The following is a 15,846-nucleotide window of genomic DNA, read 5'->3' on the forward strand; positions in this document are numbered from 1 at the left end:
TGAAGAGCCAATAAGGATATTATTTTTTATATTTTATTACCGTTTCTGTTCCGTTACTATACAAATCCCAGATTCTACTTTATCTTAAATTTAATTTTTTTTTGTAAATGTGGAACAAATTTATTACTTAGATTGTCTATTAAGTGTAATCCTAAAAATTAGTGCCCAAATTAGATACAATGTATCCCGTTTGACATCTATTTTAAGTATTGCAAAATATGAAAGGACTGATCATTTTGAAAAGTACAAGGATGTTAAAAATAGGGATGTGTGTTGGAATACTAAGTTTAAGTCTTGCAAGTGTAAAACTTTTTACAGGTGAACCGTTGCAGGTGGAAGCAAAAGAAAAAGCAGAGAAAACTAAACATGCAAAACATGCGACTCATCGAGAGTTCGCGCAACTCGAGAAAAAGTTTGACGCTCGACTGGGTGTCTATGCTATCGACACCGGGACAAACCAGACAGTAACTTATCGACCTAATGAACGGTTTGCTTACGCATCTACCTACAAAGCTCTGGCTGCAGGAGCAGTGCTACAGCAAAATTCAATTGACAAACTCGATGAAGTTATCACCTATACAAAAGATGACCTAGTCGAGTATTCACCAATTACAGAGAAACACGTGGATACCGGTATGACTCTTGGAGAAATTGCGGAGGCTGCTATTCGTTACAGTGATAACACTGCGGGGAACCTTTTATTCAAGAAACTAGACGGACCTAAAGGATTTGAAAAAGCGCTTAGACAGATTGGTGATAAGGTTACCATGGCTGATCGCTTTGAGACAGATTTGAACGAAGCTATTCCGGGAGACATTCGTGATACAAGTACAGCAAAAACACTTGCTACCGATCTTAAGGCTTTCACGGTCGGAAATGCGCTCCCAACTGACAAACGTAAAACCCTTACGGATTGGATGCATGGAAACGCTACAGGGGACAAACTCATCCGCGCTGGCGTACCAAAAGATTGGGAAGTCGGTGATAAATCTGGAGCCGGAAGCTACGGAACACGAAATGACATTGCCATCGTTTGGCCACCGAATAGAGCACCCATTATCATCGCAATTCTGTCCAGCCGAGATAAGGAAGATGCTACCTATGATAATGAACTAATCGCGCAGGCTGCCAAGGTTACAATCAATGCTCTCAAGTGAGGGCATTGATTGTACCTCAGCTTTCTGATTCCCTATATTTAATACCATCTATAGGATAAAACTAGAAGCCGATTCTTTTTTATATTAAAAGAATCGGTTTTTTTACATTCTTATCATTACGATTATGCTAACAAGAACTATTATATTAGACGGGTGGTCCAAATCATTGGATACTTACCCTTACCTCAAATTAAAGGATGATATAGCAAGAATCCCACTTTCTCGTTAAGTAGATACGGGAAGCATTACGTACGGTACCCTCTGATAAGAACTAATTTAAAGGGAGTCTGTCCTGTAGGAAACCATCTATTTCATACTGTAGTTGTATTAGAATGGCCAGAAAGTAAGTTAACAGTTTCAATACAAAGACGAATGTTATTACTTAATATATCCCTGTGCCGTTTCTGTTCCGTTACTACACAAACCCCTAATATCAGTATGTCCGAGTTTAAGAGATTTTTTGCACCAGAACCAATAAATTGATGTCCTCGTCAAATTTCTCCAAAACTTAAATCTAATAATCTCTTAAAATTTCTTTTACATTCTATAAAGTAGTATAATTAGATATACTTATGAACAAAGGAGGGATACAATGATCGTTTACGGAAAAATCAAGCATGGAAGAGACGATATAGCTTATAGCGTTGAGCTTCCATATGAGGACATCACTCAAAGTGCAATGCCAATTGAAGAATCTACTGTGTTAATCGTAGATGCTATAAATAAGAAGTATGGAACAAACTTCCCGTACTCAATATTTATGACGGTTGAATTTAAGAAATAAAACAAGGCACTCCTTAGAGTACTTTTTTTTGCTCACTCTACTACAATCACCTGAGGAGGTATCGCCAGCCCAGTATTTTGGAAATTTACCACGCTAAGGGATTTTTAATTGTGTTGCATTCAAAAACAGTACATTTTGGGGTATTTCTTTTTGTTAGCTTGATGGCGATGGGGTACGGAAACGATTCGTGTAAAAACTGCAATAGGATAAAAACGTGGCTCAGATATGGAAAATTACATATTTGCCACGTTTTCTACTTTTAAAAGATTAATTAGACCTAGAAGGCAAAGTAGATATAAGAAATGGATACTTCAGTACAACTGATTTATCTACGAGACAAAAAAAGATATATTAAATAGAATGATCAAACTTTTTTTAACACCTACATTCGTATCTATCCAAATAAGGAACAAAAAATATTAATTGTTAAAACCATTGGGTGCAATCGCTTTGTATTCAATTTCTTATTGAGCGAATGGAGTAGTTTATTTAAAGAAGAAAATCAAAATTGCATAGCCTACAAAAAAGAAAGCAAACTAAAATCGAGGGTGCTGATAACGAAAAATACTACTACGCTATCTTTATATAGCGTAGTTACTATAGTTGGCATCCTTGAAAGAATAACCAAATCAAACTACAAGGGTGGTGAAAAAATGGCTAAAAATAAGAATAATCAATTTAAAAATAATAAAAATGCTGTATCAAAAGCAGATGTAGAATTTGCGGGAGAAAACGGACTTGAAAAAATAGCATTAAGAGCCCAAAAAAAATCAAAATAAGTAAACGATATGGGGCAGTAAATCTGTCCTTTTGTCCCTCAAAATTAACATAGTTCTTCAAAAAATATAAGCATCTTTTGTTAGCATAAAACCAATGTATTGCAAAAACTTGAAAGTCCCCTCAGAAAAATTCTGAAGGGACTTTCCATTCACATAATTAGTGTTATCGTAAGTCAAGGTTATCGTTAGTTTGGATTCGACTTTTGTATAGTTGACGAAATTTGATGAAAGAGATAATTCTCCAAGGTAAGATATATCCCAGTGCTACAGTCATAAATAGTGCTGCTTCTGTTTCTGGACCTAGCCATTTTAAATAATCACGAAGTAAAAACCGGGTAATTGGAGAACTAAAAGAAATTATAAGACACCCAATAAAATCATTTCGCGGGGAAAATGTTCAACAAACTTACATTGCATCCTATGGTTTATATGGAGATAGAAGCCATGCTTTTTTAGATGAAACAAGACCAGAAAAATATTTAACCGCAACACAATTTCATGAAATGATTGGCTATACGGCGAGTTTTATGGGAGAAGAATTTTTGGATACATATCTACCAATCAAAATCGTTTCTCCTGAAGGGAAAATATACAAGTGGGGAGATCAAGAGTTACTTACAGAATTAGAAGAAAAATCAGGTCGTAGAATTAAAGGTATACAATACTTACCTCGGCAAGTACCTCTAGGTGCAATTGAAGAAGAACATGTATTAATCGTGACTGATACATCACTACAAGAAATGAGTGCACTGTGGGGGCAAGAGGTGAACCATAGGAGATTTCGTCCGAACTTAATATTCTCATTATATGAAAATATTCCTTTTGCAGAAGATACATGGTTTGGAAAATGTATACGTATAGGAGAAGTAGAATTAGAAATAGTAAGACACTGTGAACGTTGTATGATTATTACTATTGATCCTAGCACATTAACATTAGACAAAACTCTCTTAAAAACTGTTGTACAAAAAAGAAATAATCATTTTGGAGTCTATGCATCAGTTATAAAACCAGGAAAAGTGAATGTTGGCGATTCTATTAGATTGGAGTAACTTCAAGTATTTGAGCTTTCGTAACCTGGTGGAAATGGCGGAGAGGTATTTTGAAAAAGCATACAAGGTGAAATGGAAAGCACAGGAAAACAGCCATGTTATAGAGTTAGCAAAGCAAAATGGGATTAGTATAGAAAATCTTGAACAACTTAAGGTTATTGTTTAAGAACCGAATAAATATAGTGGCGGAAAACATATCTCACAATGATTACTCTAAAATTTTAAACGGTTCCATATTGGTGGTACATTTTAAAAATCAGTAACCAGACTCAATGGTTTAGATTGAAAGAAACACGTTGATACAGAAGGGCGTTTGCTCTTCTCTCAGTTACTTCATATAGCTTGATGCGCAGCTGTATAAAGCAGCATTAAGCAACTGAGAGAAGAATAAAACTTCATATACCGTATTTATAGAAATAGTATAGAGTTTTGACGAAAGGGTAACTGATGCATGGTTGCTCTTTTTATTTACTTTTAATGGGAACTTGTTTTTCGCTATGATACAATTATATTAGTTTATAATTCTGATATTAAATATGGAAAGGAGCGTTGAAAAAAAAGTGAGCTTCCCGGATGAATTTGCAATAAGAATAAAAGAATATTTAGAAGACGAGAAGGATAAAAAAATTATCAAGAACGGGCACAGAGATGTAATCTTTCAATATTTATATGAACTTGAAGTTAAGATAGGTGTTGTAAAGAATCCTAATTTTAATTTTTTTACATCTGGAAGACGTTCGCATATAGTAGTAGAAAATATTGAATTTAAAACGGAAGTAAATACTGAAAAAAATATAATTGAAATTACAAAAATTGTTGATAAAGTAGTTACTCCTCTTGATACAATTATTGTAAAGGATGGAGAATTGTTTGTTTTAGGTTGTAATGAAAAATTTACGACAGAGATCTTAGAAGGCTATCTGCGCGAAACATTTAGTGAAAAGTTAGGACTTGATTAAATTATTTTAAAGCATTCCTTATGGAGTGCTTTTTATTTTGAACATTTGAGTATGAGATAGCATTATAGGTTTTGGTGCAAAAACTTCAGGACAATTGCAAATCTTGAACATACTGATACTATTACTCTACAAAAGGTGTGTGATTAGTATGGAAAAAGAATATGTATTCAAATGGAAGCATTACCAGCCTGAGATTATCCTTCTTACAGTGAGATGGTACCTATGGTATAATCTCAGCTTTCGTGATTTGGTAGAAATGATGGAGGAACGGGGCTTATCCATTTCTCATACAACGATTATGCGTTGGGTTCATCAGTATGGTCCTGAATTGGACAAACGAATTCGTCGTCACCTCAAGCAAACCAATGACTCTTGGAGAGTCGATGAAACATATATCAAAGTTAAAGGGCAATGGATGTATCTGTACCGTGCTGTTGATTCGAAAGGAAACACAATCGATTTTCGCCTAAGTAAAACAAGAGATCAGAAGGCTGCAAAGCGTTTTTTCAAGAAAGCTTTGCGGTCTTTTCATGTTTCGCAGCCTCGCGTCATAACAGTCGATAAGAATCCGGCTTATCCTATAGCAATTGAACAGTTGAAAAAGAGAAAAGCATACCTGACGGTATGCAACTTAGACAACAAAAGTACTTGAGTAACATAGTAGAGCAAGATCATCGCTTTATAAAGAAGCGAATCCGTTCTATGCTAGGGTTCAAATCTTTTGACACAGCTACAACCATTCTTTCTGGAATAGAAGCCATGCATATGATTAAAAAAGAACAGATTGACTTACGGGACCAGTCTGTCCAAAAACAGAAAGAATTCATCCATCAATTGTTTGAGCTAACAGCATAAAATAGGATTCCGCTAGAAATATATACGCTATATTCTCTATTATTTTATCTTTGCACCAGAGCCTAAATTGTCGAGCAATCGATAATTTAGGCCTTTTTTCTATAATTTTCGCAAAATTTTTTTGACGTATTACTTTTTTCACTATAAAATAATATTCAGACAACCAAATTTAACCAAAAACATGAAAAAGGATATACCTTTCAAGCAGTTATATGCTTAGGTATGTCCTTTTTTGTAATTATAAGGGGGAAATTTCATGAGTCAATTCAAAAGAATGTTGTTTTGAAAATAATTTGATTAAAATCAACTCATAATTCTTAAAAACGGAATAACACTTCATAAATCAATTATTCGGGGGGAAGGGTTAACATGAAAGCAAAGAAACTAGTTACACTAGCAATTCCAGTTATGTTATTAGTAGGTTGCGGAACTGATAAAACAGACGCAAAACCAAAGGGAAAAGTGGAGTCTAAAGCAGAAACAAAGGATAAGTTATCAAAAGAGAAGTATCCAGTACGTATGATGAATTTATCTTCTGAGTTAACACAAAAGATTACGGTCATAACGGAAATAGCAATGGACAAAAGCAAAGATGAAAAGACTCTATATAAAGAGTTATTAAAGGAAGAATCTGAGTTACAGAAAATCATTGCTAAGTTCGATAAGATAGAACCACCTAAAGAATTTCAAGACGCACATAAAGACATCTTAAAAGCAGTAGATTGCTATAGTAGAGCATATGGACTACAGGCTGAGATTATCAAAACTGATGCTAAAGACATAGATACATCTAAAGCACAAGAGTCAAAAGACTTACTGAAGAAGGGTAACGAGTATTGGAAGACTGGTTTCCAACCTATCCAAGACGCGGCAGTAAATGGAGCAAACTCTCTTGATAATAAAACAAAGGATGAATCAAATAGTTTTGAAACCTCTGATTTTGATAATGAAACGGTACAAATATCAAAAAACGGTAATGAGTTGTTAGGAGAATGGGGTAGTTATAAAGGTTCTAAGTTCTATGTAGGTTTAGAATTCAAAGAAGATGGTACATATACCGCATATGATGATACAGGTAAAACATCGTATGAAGACAACCATATGACAGGAACATGGTTCTACAGTGCAGACAAGAAGCAAATTACATTCATCCCTAAAGAGTTTGTTAAAGACGGTAAAAAGCTAGAAGCGAAACAAATGAATGCGGTAGTAGACCATAATGTTGAGTTTTTCAGAGCAGGTTCTTTGAAAATGACAGATGGTAAAGGGAATACAATAACAGCAGAAAGACGTAAATAAACACAAATGTGGCTTTTAAATAAAGTTTAACTGTTTATAAAGTAAACGTATTATTTATCAGCATCTCACTCATCTATTTTGCGGTTAAACATTACTTTTTACTATTCACAGGTTTAAGTATACTAACTAACTTTATACTGATAGGGTACTGTAAAGTAGAGATAAGGTTTAAGTTTAAAGGTACACCTAAATTTAAGAAGTCAGTTTGGGCGGAGTCTTTTCGAAACCTATTGTTCTTTCTGTATAGCGGTGGACTTATCTCAGAAGGGGCATACTTTTACTTTCAAGTACTAAAGTCAATATTACATAAATAAAAGGGGTACAGACGAAATGAACGGTATAGGGAACTTAATTGAAAATCATGTTGAGACTTTGTTTCTTATCTTTGTAAGTATAATTGTACTGGTATTTCAAAGTATTGTCTTTGTAAGAATAGCAAGAGACCGGTTTAAAAGTAAAGATATAGAGAAGTTAAAAGAAGATAAACAGTATATTAAGAAGTTAACTATAGTATACATAGGAATTATGGTAATAGGTACTATAACAAACTTACCTTTATTCGGATTTATATTGTTAGGTTTTATGTCTAACACTATTATATTAACGTCTTTAAAGATAGAATTGTCTGATACAAAGTCAAATCAGTTGAAGACTGTAAAGAACTCAAATTTCATGTTATGGTTTGTAATAAACGCTATGCACTTAGTATTATTCTTTATTGAGGAAATAAAACTTATTAAAAGTATTTAGGGGGTAGACTTATGGATAACGATATGACTTCTTATGCTTCACTGATGAACTATATAATAATTGCATTACAACTAGCTATCTTTCTAATGGTGGTTCTTTACTTTATTAAGAAAGACTTATTAATAGCTATAATTAAGAAGATGATAAAGAAAGACATTAAGATAGAGGATATAGGTCTTTTAAATGCAGTAAGATACTTATTATTTAAAGGTATTATTATTCAAGTAACAGTTACATTGATTTTAAGCTTTATGTACGGATTATCTCAAGTAACACCTATGTATGTGAGTTTTGTAACAAACATTGTTCTTTTAGTATTTTTCTCATTTGAGTTAAACTACAAAATGGATAAGAATACTTTTAATAAAACAAAAAGAAATGTATTCTTAATACTATCATTCCTTGTCACAGTGGGGTACTTTTCAGTAGTTTTAGACTTCTTTAGTCAACTATAATTTCTAACTAAAATTGTTGCACCAGAACCCCCCATATAGCCGTTTAATAATTATTTCTGTTATCTTTATATATTTACATAGTCTTCGTTATCGGAAGTTAATTAGATCCGTCTTATAAAATAAAATAATAAAGATGATAAAGTAATAGGAATACTGTCTTTTAAAAAGTCCAGTATAGTAAAAGATATAATATGTCCTCCAGAGAATCCCATACCGATTAAAAAACCATAGAAAACTCCTAACAATACAAATAAGGGGATCCCGACTTTTAACTCATAACTCCTTTTTATTTTTCTATAAAAGAATTCTCCTAATAAACAACCTATAAGAACAGGGATACTTCCAAGTATCACATACATAATAATTGATACTCAAATTGGACCCCATGTCTCTGCAAAATTTGGTTTTTGTACATACTGTAAAACATTCACAAAAGTAGAGAAAAACATCAAGCACGCTAAATAGCTAACAGCAAATTTTTTCAACGTAATCATCCTCACGATTTCCTAATCTTGCCTTCATTATATGACAGTTACCATTGTGTAAGATAGATAAAATGTGAAATGAATATCGTATACATGTAAGGTTTACATAATATATTATTATCAGTAGTCAATAATGAATAGAATTTTCGTTATGGGGGGATTTTGATTCTTTAGGTTGATGGCGATGTGGTGCTACCCCATGCCCATCAACCTAATTTTTTAAAGTACCCAAAACGAAAATTTTATCTTTCCACAATTGTCCATGAGAGTTCAGCTCATTTTTTCCGTTTTTGGGGTATTTAATTTCGTTAGGTTGATGGCGATGGGTCTGTACCCCTATAAGGGATACAACCAATATATGTGTCAAAGAGGGGCATAGTGTGGATTGGATATCATGCTATGCCCCTCTTATTTGGTTAACTTAAAAATTTTGTAGATCTGATAGTTTTGTAAGCAAACTATCTATACTATCTGTATCCTTCTTAAAATTTTTAAGTATACGTGCCATAACATAATAATTTTCTCCGCCACGCTCAGCTACAAGAGCGTTCTTTTCATTTTCTTTTACAACTTCATTTTCTAATACAGAGTAGGCTTGTTTGTAATCACCTTTTTCAAATGCTACACAACATGTAAGCAAAGCAATTCCGTAATAATAGCCTATGGAGTCATACATGTCAAAACTACTATTCGGCATCAATTTTAATTCGTAAGAATGTATTACATCTGCAATAAGCTGTGTTACTTCTTCGGATTCGATAAACGGGGTCATACGTAAACAATGATTTCTGTTTAGTGGTGTATGAGCAAACGATTTCAATTTGCTAATCAACTTCTTTAATACTTTTTGATCGTCTTCATTTAACGTATCTATTTTAGATAATAAAATATCTCTTATCTTTTCCATTTCTAATCTCCTTCAACAATTAGTAGGATATAGCTACATTATCATTATAGCAAGGTTCTACACGCTTCCCTATGGATATGTTTTATATTTAGGGAATCTTGGCGAAGAACTAATGAATCCTTATAAGAATCGACACCGATAAATCGGCATTGTATTCATTTTAATTATGTAAAAAATACATAACTATAAATAATGGTACTGAATTCATATAAGACAAATGTCAGAGTGAAAAAATTAAAATTCATCATCCGCAATTAAATTTCCAGCATCATTATCTTTCGTCAATCTTTGTTTTAAGTAGTTTTCTTTTGTCGTCCGGTCATTTTTATGACCTACTGCAACTGCAATAACATGAGGTGCTAGTCCCTTGTAATCATATAAGTACTGTACATAAAAATGTCTAAAAAAGTGAGGAGTAATACGAATATTCTCCGTAAAGGGTAACTTTGTATCTTTTATGATCTTAGAAATATATTGTGATAGATAATTTTCTCTATAAGCAGTATGGTTCTTGGTTTGAAATGTGGTCCCGCCATTTTTATTGCCTATATCTATAGGTAATCGTCTACGGATTCGGAATGCAACGATACGATTAAAAATTTCTTTATTAATAGAAACAATCCTCTCATTATTACCTTTTGTGTCTACTGTTAAGTAATAACGTCCACGTATAGAGTCATATTCAATATGCTCCCATTTCGCATGTGCTACTTCTGCTACACGTAACCCTGTAGTAGCCAGGACCGATAATAAAGCGTAATTGATTTCATTATCCTTGTAGTAGTTTAGCAGTTGCTTCACTTCCTCATATGATAACTCACGCTTTGGTTTATGCTGTTTATTCACCGTCGTGCTTAGAATCTCCACATGAAGAGGTTCCTGAATATATTGGATTTCATATAACCATTTCAAATAGGAACGTATCACACCAAGCTTCCTACTAATCGTAGATGCTTTGTATTTTTCTTTTGATTGATAGGAGATTGCCTCCTGGGATAGCCATTTTTGATAGTTTCGGATATGACGCTTTCTTAGATTCCTCCAAACTTGGCCAACTTCATAATCTTTTACATCTTGCTGCAGAAATTCTGTACTTTGTTTGATAAAGAAGTAAAACTGGCTTAAATCGCGTGCATATAGAGTCCTGGATGCGTCCTTGATACATTTTTCCTGGTCAAAATGTGTTTGCCGGTTCAAGTAGTAATATAGAATCTCTTTATCTGAAAATTCCTCATAGGGATCCCGCCACATGTCCAACAAGCTAAGATGAATCAATTTTTCTAATATTTGTGATGAACTAATTTAACAGTTAGACTTGTTGTCTAACGGTTTTTGATTTGGTCCTATTTTTCACCTATATTAAAAATAATGATAGGGTTATTGATTTTCATTCGTATTAGAAAGTAGGTACCAATTAGCAGTGCAAGGAGGTCTAGTTTTGAAGATAACAGAAGAAAATGTTGTACAACAAATCAAAAAACGTAATGAGAAGAGCATTACGTTCATTATTCAAACATACGGAGGCTTACTCAACGCTATTATTAAAAGATATGTACATAGTAATCAGCAAGATTATGAAGAATGTTTAGATGATGTATTATTAGCAATTTGGTTTCATATCGATTCATTCGATCCAAGTAAAAATACGTTTAAACAATGGATAACAGCCATTGCTAAATATCGAGCGATTGATTATCAGCGAAAAAATATGAGAAATCAGCAACAAACTGTCAGTACGGAGATTAATGACCGTCTATATAAAGAACAAAGAAAATCAAACGATTCCTTAGACGTACAGGAATTGCTCAGTGAGCTGTCAGCAACAGAGCGTGACATTTTTGAAAAGTATTATTTAGAAGGTGTACCGTCTCGTGAAATTGCTTCCCATCTTAACGTGAAAGAGTCATGGATTCATAACAAACTGTCACGCGGACGAAAAAAGCTCAAACAGATTTTTATTTTTAAAAATGGAGTGTGAGGGCATGTCTACTTATAAAGAGTTAAATGATATTCAGTTGGATGTCACAGAATTTGAAGAGATCCTCCTAACAAAGCTAGAGGAAAAGCAGTGGGAAAAGCGTGTGAAAAGTAAGCTCCGTAAAAAAAAACAGTCAAAAAAATGGTTCGGAATCGCTGCGGCTTGCTTGCTAATCGTCGGTATTACAGTGCCACTTGGGCAATCTTCTTTAGCCAATATGCCATTTATTGCGGGATTGATTGAAAAATATATTGATGAACAGCAACCACGCGACTATTCAGCCTATAAAACGGTCATTGGGGAAACCGCAGAAAACAAATACGGTAAACTGACTTTAAATGAGGTACTAGTGGATGACAATAAATTGCTCATTAGTTCTACATTTGAGCCAGCAGAGGGCGTGAAGTTTGATTATCAAACATTTTTAATTCCACAAGTACGAATAAACGGCCGTGACTTTTCCACAACAAAAGAAGCTCAGTCAATTGAAGTGAATGATTCTATGTTTACAATCTACGGTGGTGTCGATTTAAGCGAAATGCCACAAGCTGACACACTTCAAATTGAAATTACTTATGATACATTCAACTGGGATACTGTGATTGAACAACCATGGGTATTCGACATGAAAGTGTCACAAGCTCAGTTAATGAAAGAGAAGCAGACGTTTGATCTAAATGAAACGATTGTTTTACATGATGGCAACAAAGTAACTGTTACAAAAGTTGTTTACACACCGATTTCCACAACGATTTATTATGATGTGACACAAAGTACAAATGAAGAAATCTATTTTAAAATCGAATCAGAATCTGGAGAAGCGTGGACATTTAAAGAGGCATTTGTATCGAATGAAGCTGGAGACATTTCTATTAGTAGATTTGATGCAATTAATCTAGCAGTGGGAAAGTATTCACTCGTACCGTATTCTGGTGAAGAGAATAAAGTAATCGGACCATCTATCTCAATTCAATAACTTATCTAAGCTGCTAAATCGAAGTATTACTCAGTGGTCGATTTTTAAACGTGCAGCTTGGACTCGGAAAGAATAATGATAAAACATACGGTACTATCTGCCTTGAAACCGTTGAAAAAGGGGATTTGTGCTTGCGAGATCTCGGTTACTTTGATTTAGGCGATTTACAAGCGATTCATGATAAAGGGGCTTACTACATCTCTCGGTTGAAGCTGAATACACGCATTTATATCAAGAATACAGAGCCAGAATACTTCAAAAATTGGACATTAAAAAAACAAACGGAATACATCCAGCTCGATATGGCACACATGATGACGGAGCTAGCATCTGGTAAAACGATTGAAATTCCCGATGCGTACATTAGTCAAAGTCAGAAGCTCCTACACGTGTCATTGATGGGTTATGAAAACCTGGTATATAGAGAGTTTTATTTTTGTAATTTTAAGAAAAATGATACAATAAAAGATAAAATATTTGATTATACATACTGAAGAGGGGATGACTTCATGCTTTTAAAAGAAGAGATACGAGTGGTAGTTGGCGCTGGAGGATACAATAATAATCCCGAGTGGATACAAACAGAAGAAACAGAACTAAATTTGTTAAAACGAGGTAATTGGGAGAAAAAGTTTTCACCTGATACGGTAACAGCTATTTTAGCTGAACATGTATGGGAGCACTTAACCTATGAAGAAGGGAAAGAAGCTGCAAAAATATGTTTTGATTTTCTAAAACCTGGTGGTTATATTCGTTGTGCTGTTCCCGATGGTTTTTTCCCAGATGAAGAATATCAAAGTGGAGTACAAGTAGGCGGACCTGGACCTAAGGATCATCCAGCAGCAAGTCATAAAATTGTACATAACTTTAAAACCATAACTTCTATGTTTAAAGAAGCCGGTTTCAAGGTGAAGATTTTGGAATATTGTGATGAAAAAGGAGATTTTCATTTTCATAAATGGGATGAAAAACAAGGATTGATTTATAGATCTAAACGTTTTGACCATAGAAATAAAAATGGAGAGCTTGGTTTTGTTTCTCTTATAGTCGATGCTATAAAACCAGAAAAATAATATCAACTGCTAAGGAATTAAGGGTTTATAAGAGGAAGTTGGCTATGATTATGTTAACCTTTTACAATTCGCTTCCGCAAACGTGAATTATGTTAACTGGGAAGGAAAACGTTTAGTAGGAGAGTATAATGACAATTTATTATTTTACGTTTGAGGCTATACCATGTTCAGATAATCCAGAAAAAGATAGCTGTGAAGGTGCATTTATAAATTGTTGGATTGACTCAATAGATGTGAACTCAGCATTAACTAAAGCGAATAACTATATTAACGATGAAGGCTGGGACGTAATAAGTATTGAAGATCAATTTATTGCAAACCGAAAGCAGTACGAAGGGGATTATAAATTAAAGGAATCACTTGAATGTTTTGATCAAGCTATGAGCGATGGAATCGTTGTAATCTTTTACACTTGGTCTTATGATGATTAGATTTAACTTTGTAAGCTAACGGGTCCAATGTTTTAAGCGTAATATATTTACTTACGCTGATTATGTGAATGAAAAGCCCCTTCAGATTTTTTCTGAAGGGGCTTTTCTAGGTTTCTAGATAGATTGAACACCGATAAGTGGGGTTATGTTAACCTCACATGAATATGATATACAACAAAAATCTTACTTAATAAGAACGTAATAGGAGAGGAAACCTAACCCAAATAAGCATTTAGGAGGAAGGAAATAATGCGACAGTTTATTTGGATGTTAGTGTTGGTTATAACAATTGTTATAAGTCCGAATCAAATTCAAGCAGATTCTTCATCGTCTTTACCATGCAGTTTAATATTAGAACGAGTCAATAAAGAGGATAAGAATGCAAAAGGAGTAGCATTGGTGTACAAGGTGAAGCTGACACCGAGTTTCCCACGAACAAGTATAAGTATTCATGCTCTTCACTTACCTGATCCAAGTACTTTGGGTGATTATGACATGTATGAAGGATTTGCTTTTATTCCAGATGAAATCAGTTGGCGCTTTACATTGTATCCCTCTGTTGAAGAGGGCGGCCCCACATGGGCAGGAAGAATTGACATTATTACAGCTGAAATGAAAGGTGTTCAAATCCAAGTCCGTCCTTCCAATTCAAAGACAGAAAAATTAGGACGGCCAATCCTGACAAATAGCATAAAATACTGTAAATGATTTTTTTGAAAATATTGTAGGTACAACTTTAGCTACCGGGAATTATGTGAAAAAGGCTAGCGTGGAACTAGTTTTTTCGCTTTTTTTCATCAATGTTCTAACCTCTTTATTTATCATATTTTGAATGTATACTTTTGTTAGTTATTTTTAGAGAAAAAGGGGTAAGCACGATAAAATCAATGAAATGAATATAAACAAATATACTAAAGTTTACTTTCGTTATTAATGGAACATGTAACAGTCAAATACCCTCACCAAAACAGAACTGAGCATGTATGTACCAGGAGCATATATTGCTGTAATGGAGTACACATTCAAAGATGGAAAAAAAGAATATCGCTCATTCATGATTTCAAAATAAAAAAACACTCCCTTGAGTGTTTTTTTATCTTCAGAAAGACATATTTTAGTGAGTTGTATAGCGGCCAGATAACTGTTCTTCGCTCATACGAACTAAACGTTTTGTGATTTCTCCTCCAACAGAGCCATTTGCACGTGCTGTAGTGTCTGGACCAAGTGTAACACCAAATTCACGAGCGATTTCATATTTCATTTGCTCAATAGCAGTAGCAGCAACATTTGTCAAAAGTTCATTTGAATTTTGGCTTGCACGAGTTTTCATATAAATCACCTCCTATTTGATTATGTATAGGATTCGCTTTTTTTCCATAAATATGTATACATAAAATTGGTATATATGATGAAAGGACTATCGTGTATGAACAGCACCTTCTTGACTATGAATACATTGATATAGAGCATTTAGAAATGGAGGGAGATATTGATTTTCACCAGAAAAATACAATGTGTCTTTTATACCAAGAGAAAACTCTAACATCTATGTATGATGAACATCTACATTGGATTAGATATTGCTTGTGTTGCGACCATAGAGCAGAAAAACAAATATATAGTCTATTTATATACTAGTGAGGGAGGAATTTGTATGTTTCAACATAAAGCAGGAGGATTTTTTGAATTTGAAGACAAGTTCCCAGTAGAATTATTAGAAAGAGGACATGATTGGTCGGACCTAAACGATTGGATACTTTCTATTGAAACAGAATACTCGAAGAATGAGAAGAGGTTAGTAATTGCTTAATCCCATGCTTTATAGTAGTATTTTGTGTTGCATCGAATTATCATAAAAAAGACCTGATGAGGTATTACTCTCAGGTCTTTTTTGTTTAATATCTTC

General features: G+C 33.9%; 18 protein-coding genes and 5 pseudogenes. 18 read left to right on the forward strand and 5 right to left on the reverse strand.

Translation table 11 applies throughout. From position 1 onward, the window contains the following. Positions 1-218 precede the first annotated feature (218 nt). The 4 genes and pseudogenes from bla to QRE67_RS12230 all read left to right on the forward strand — a co-directional run bounded on the left by bla (position 219) and on the right by QRE67_RS12230 (position 2,720). Positions 219-1,157, forward strand: a complete 939-nt coding sequence (gene bla, locus QRE67_RS12215) for a class A beta-lactamase (RefSeq protein ID WP_286125076.1) — start codon at positions 219-221, stop codon at positions 1,155-1,157. Positions 1,158-1,749: 592 nt separating this feature from the next. Beyond that, positions 1,750-1,941: a hypothetical protein gene (locus QRE67_RS12220; protein ID WP_286125077.1), complete on the forward strand. Its 192-nt coding sequence runs from the start codon at positions 1,750-1,752 to the stop codon at positions 1,939-1,941. A gap of 386 nt (positions 1,942-2,327) precedes the next feature. Beyond that, positions 2,328-2,412 (forward strand): annotated as a pseudogene (locus QRE67_RS12225) (helix-turn-helix domain-containing protein); the annotation flags it as partial. 182 nt (positions 2,413-2,594) lie between these two features. Then, positions 2,595-2,720, forward strand: coding sequence for a hypothetical protein (locus QRE67_RS12230; RefSeq protein ID WP_286125078.1), 126 nt, complete (start codon positions 2,595-2,597; stop codon positions 2,718-2,720). A gap of 163 nt (positions 2,721-2,883) precedes the next feature. Here the strand turns inward: QRE67_RS12230 and QRE67_RS12235 are convergent. Beyond that, positions 2,884-3,060 (reverse strand): annotated as a pseudogene (locus tag QRE67_RS12235) (CcdC protein domain-containing protein); the annotation flags it as partial. Between QRE67_RS12235 and QRE67_RS12240 the strand changes: the two are divergent. From QRE67_RS12240 to QRE67_RS12270, 7 genes are all read left to right on the forward strand, one after another. Next, on the forward strand, positions 3,059-3,772 hold the full coding sequence (locus tag QRE67_RS12240; RefSeq protein ID WP_286125270.1) for an MOSC domain-containing protein: 714 nt from the start codon (positions 3,059-3,061) through the stop codon (positions 3,770-3,772). The pseudogene QRE67_RS12235 and the gene QRE67_RS12240 overlap by 2 nt on opposite strands. A 10-nt stretch (positions 3,773-3,782) precedes the next feature. Beyond that, a complete protein-coding gene (locus tag QRE67_RS12245; RefSeq protein ID WP_286125079.1) occupies positions 3,783-3,938 on the forward strand; it encodes a hypothetical protein in 156 nt (51 codons plus the stop codon). Between the two features lie 370 nt (positions 3,939-4,308). Then, a complete protein-coding gene (locus QRE67_RS12250; RefSeq protein ID WP_483298677.1) occupies positions 4,309-4,731 on the forward strand; it encodes a DUF3942 family protein in 423 nt (140 codons plus the stop codon). Positions 4,732-4,879: 148 nt separating this feature from the next. Further along, a protein-coding gene (locus tag QRE67_RS12255; RefSeq protein ID WP_286125081.1) for an IS6 family transposase occupies positions 4,880-5,586 on the forward strand; the annotation gives its coding sequence in 2 pieces (ribosomal slippage) (positions 4,880-5,345 and positions 5,345-5,586; 708 coding nt in all). Positions 5,587-5,955: 369 nt separating this feature from the next. After that, positions 5,956-6,885 (forward strand): DUF7018 domain-containing (lipo)protein, encoded by a 930-nt coding sequence (locus tag QRE67_RS12260; RefSeq protein WP_286125082.1) that lies wholly within the window; start codon positions 5,956-5,958, stop codon positions 6,883-6,885. A gap of 330 nt (positions 6,886-7,215) precedes the next feature. Further along, the gene (locus QRE67_RS12265) at positions 7,216-7,635 is read left to right on the forward strand and encodes a hypothetical protein (RefSeq protein ID WP_286125083.1); all 420 of its coding nucleotides are present in this window, start codon (positions 7,216-7,218) and stop codon (positions 7,633-7,635) included. Between the two features lie 11 nt (positions 7,636-7,646). Next, positions 7,647-8,090, forward strand: a complete 444-nt coding sequence (locus QRE67_RS12270) for a hypothetical protein (protein WP_286125084.1) — start codon at positions 7,647-7,649, stop codon at positions 8,088-8,090. A gap of 101 nt (positions 8,091-8,191) precedes the next feature. On the opposite strand, the pseudogene QRE67_RS12275 reads toward QRE67_RS12270, so the two are convergent. From QRE67_RS12275 to QRE67_RS12285, 3 genes and pseudogenes are all read right to left on the reverse strand, one after another. Then, a pseudogene (locus QRE67_RS12275) lies at positions 8,192-8,575 on the reverse strand (hypothetical protein). 421 nt (positions 8,576-8,996) lie between these two features. After that, a complete protein-coding gene (locus QRE67_RS12280; RefSeq protein WP_286125085.1) occupies positions 8,997-9,482 on the reverse strand; it encodes a hypothetical protein in 486 nt (161 codons plus the stop codon). Between the two features lie 234 nt (positions 9,483-9,716). Next, positions 9,717-10,718, reverse strand: a pseudogene (locus QRE67_RS12285) (tyrosine-type recombinase/integrase); the annotation flags it as partial. A gap of 202 nt (positions 10,719-10,920) precedes the next feature. Here QRE67_RS12285 and QRE67_RS12290 point away from each other — a divergent pair. From QRE67_RS12290 to QRE67_RS12315, 6 genes and pseudogenes are all read left to right on the forward strand, one after another. After that, positions 10,921-11,460: a sigma-70 family RNA polymerase sigma factor gene (locus QRE67_RS12290; RefSeq protein ID WP_286125086.1), complete on the forward strand. Its 540-nt coding sequence runs from the start codon at positions 10,921-10,923 to the stop codon at positions 11,458-11,460. Positions 11,461-11,464: 4 nt separating this feature from the next. Beyond that, positions 11,465-12,436, forward strand: a complete 972-nt coding sequence (locus tag QRE67_RS12295) for a DUF4179 domain-containing protein (RefSeq protein ID WP_286125087.1) — start codon at positions 11,465-11,467, stop codon at positions 12,434-12,436. A gap of 26 nt (positions 12,437-12,462) precedes the next feature. Then, positions 12,463-12,819 (forward strand): annotated as a pseudogene (locus QRE67_RS12300) (transposase); the annotation flags it as partial. A 126-nt stretch (positions 12,820-12,945) separates the two neighbouring features. After that, complete coding sequence (locus QRE67_RS12305) at positions 12,946-13,509, forward strand: class I SAM-dependent methyltransferase (RefSeq protein WP_286125088.1); 564 nt, start codon at positions 12,946-12,948, stop codon at positions 13,507-13,509. A 128-nt stretch (positions 13,510-13,637) separates the two neighbouring features. Further along, positions 13,638-13,940, forward strand: a complete 303-nt coding sequence (locus QRE67_RS12310) for a hypothetical protein (protein WP_286125089.1) — start codon at positions 13,638-13,640, stop codon at positions 13,938-13,940. 249 nt (positions 13,941-14,189) lie between these two features. Then, positions 14,190-14,648, forward strand: a complete 459-nt coding sequence (locus tag QRE67_RS12315) for a YoqH family protein (protein WP_286125090.1) — start codon at positions 14,190-14,192, stop codon at positions 14,646-14,648. Positions 14,649-15,054: 406 nt separating this feature from the next. Here the strand turns inward: QRE67_RS12315 and QRE67_RS12320 are convergent, their stop codons facing one another. Further along, complete coding sequence (locus QRE67_RS12320) at positions 15,055-15,270, reverse strand: alpha/beta-type small acid-soluble spore protein (protein ID WP_286125091.1); 216 nt, start codon at positions 15,268-15,270, stop codon at positions 15,055-15,057. Between the two features lie 324 nt (positions 15,271-15,594). Between QRE67_RS12320 and QRE67_RS12325 the strand changes: the two genes are divergently transcribed. Next, the gene (locus tag QRE67_RS12325; RefSeq protein ID WP_286125092.1) at positions 15,595-15,750 is read left to right on the forward strand and encodes a hypothetical protein; all 156 of its coding nucleotides are present in this window, start codon (positions 15,595-15,597) and stop codon (positions 15,748-15,750) included. Positions 15,751-15,846: the final 96 nt, after the last annotated feature.

Origin of the sequence: Bacillus sp. DX3.1 (genome assembly GCF_030292155.1) — a bacterium.
GTDB lineage: Bacteria > Bacillota > Bacilli > Bacillales > Bacillaceae_G > Bacillus_A.

Excerpts from the sequence above, each read along its gene's own strand:
- QRE67_RS12265 (WP_286125083.1), top strand. The coding sequence starts at position 7,216 with ATGAACGGTATAGGGAACTTAATTGAAAATCATGTTGAGACTTTGTTT.
- QRE67_RS12230 (WP_286125078.1), top strand. The coding sequence starts at position 2,595 with ATGGCTAAAAATAAGAATAATCAATTTAAAAATAATAAAAATGCTGTA.
- QRE67_RS12260 (WP_286125082.1), top strand. The coding sequence starts at position 5,956 with ATGAAAGCAAAGAAACTAGTTACACTAGCAATTCCAGTTATGTTATTA.
- QRE67_RS12280 (WP_286125085.1), bottom strand. The coding sequence starts at position 9,482 with ATGGAAAAGATAAGAGATATTTTATTATCTAAAATAGATACGTTAAAT.
- QRE67_RS12315 (WP_286125090.1), top strand. The coding sequence starts at position 14,190 with ATGCGACAGTTTATTTGGATGTTAGTGTTGGTTATAACAATTGTTATA.
- QRE67_RS12305 (WP_286125088.1), top strand. The coding sequence starts at position 12,946 with ATGCTTTTAAAAGAAGAGATACGAGTGGTAGTTGGCGCTGGAGGATAC.
- QRE67_RS12310 (WP_286125089.1), top strand. The coding sequence starts at position 13,638 with ATGACAATTTATTATTTTACGTTTGAGGCTATACCATGTTCAGATAAT.
- QRE67_RS12250 (WP_483298677.1), top strand. The coding sequence starts at position 4,309 with ATGGAAAGGAGCGTTGAAAAAAAAGTGAGCTTCCCGGATGAATTTGCA.
- QRE67_RS12325 (WP_286125092.1), top strand. The coding sequence starts at position 15,595 with ATGTTTCAACATAAAGCAGGAGGATTTTTTGAATTTGAAGACAAGTTC.
- bla (WP_286125076.1), top strand. The coding sequence starts at position 219 with ATGAAAGGACTGATCATTTTGAAAAGTACAAGGATGTTAAAAATAGGG.
- QRE67_RS12270 (WP_286125084.1), top strand. The coding sequence starts at position 7,647 with ATGGATAACGATATGACTTCTTATGCTTCACTGATGAACTATATAATA.
- QRE67_RS12295 (WP_286125087.1), top strand. The coding sequence starts at position 11,465 with ATGTCTACTTATAAAGAGTTAAATGATATTCAGTTGGATGTCACAGAA.
- QRE67_RS12220 (WP_286125077.1), top strand. The coding sequence starts at position 1,750 with ATGATCGTTTACGGAAAAATCAAGCATGGAAGAGACGATATAGCTTAT.
- QRE67_RS12320 (WP_286125091.1), bottom strand. The coding sequence starts at position 15,270 with ATGAAAACTCGTGCAAGCCAAAATTCAAATGAACTTTTGACAAATGTT.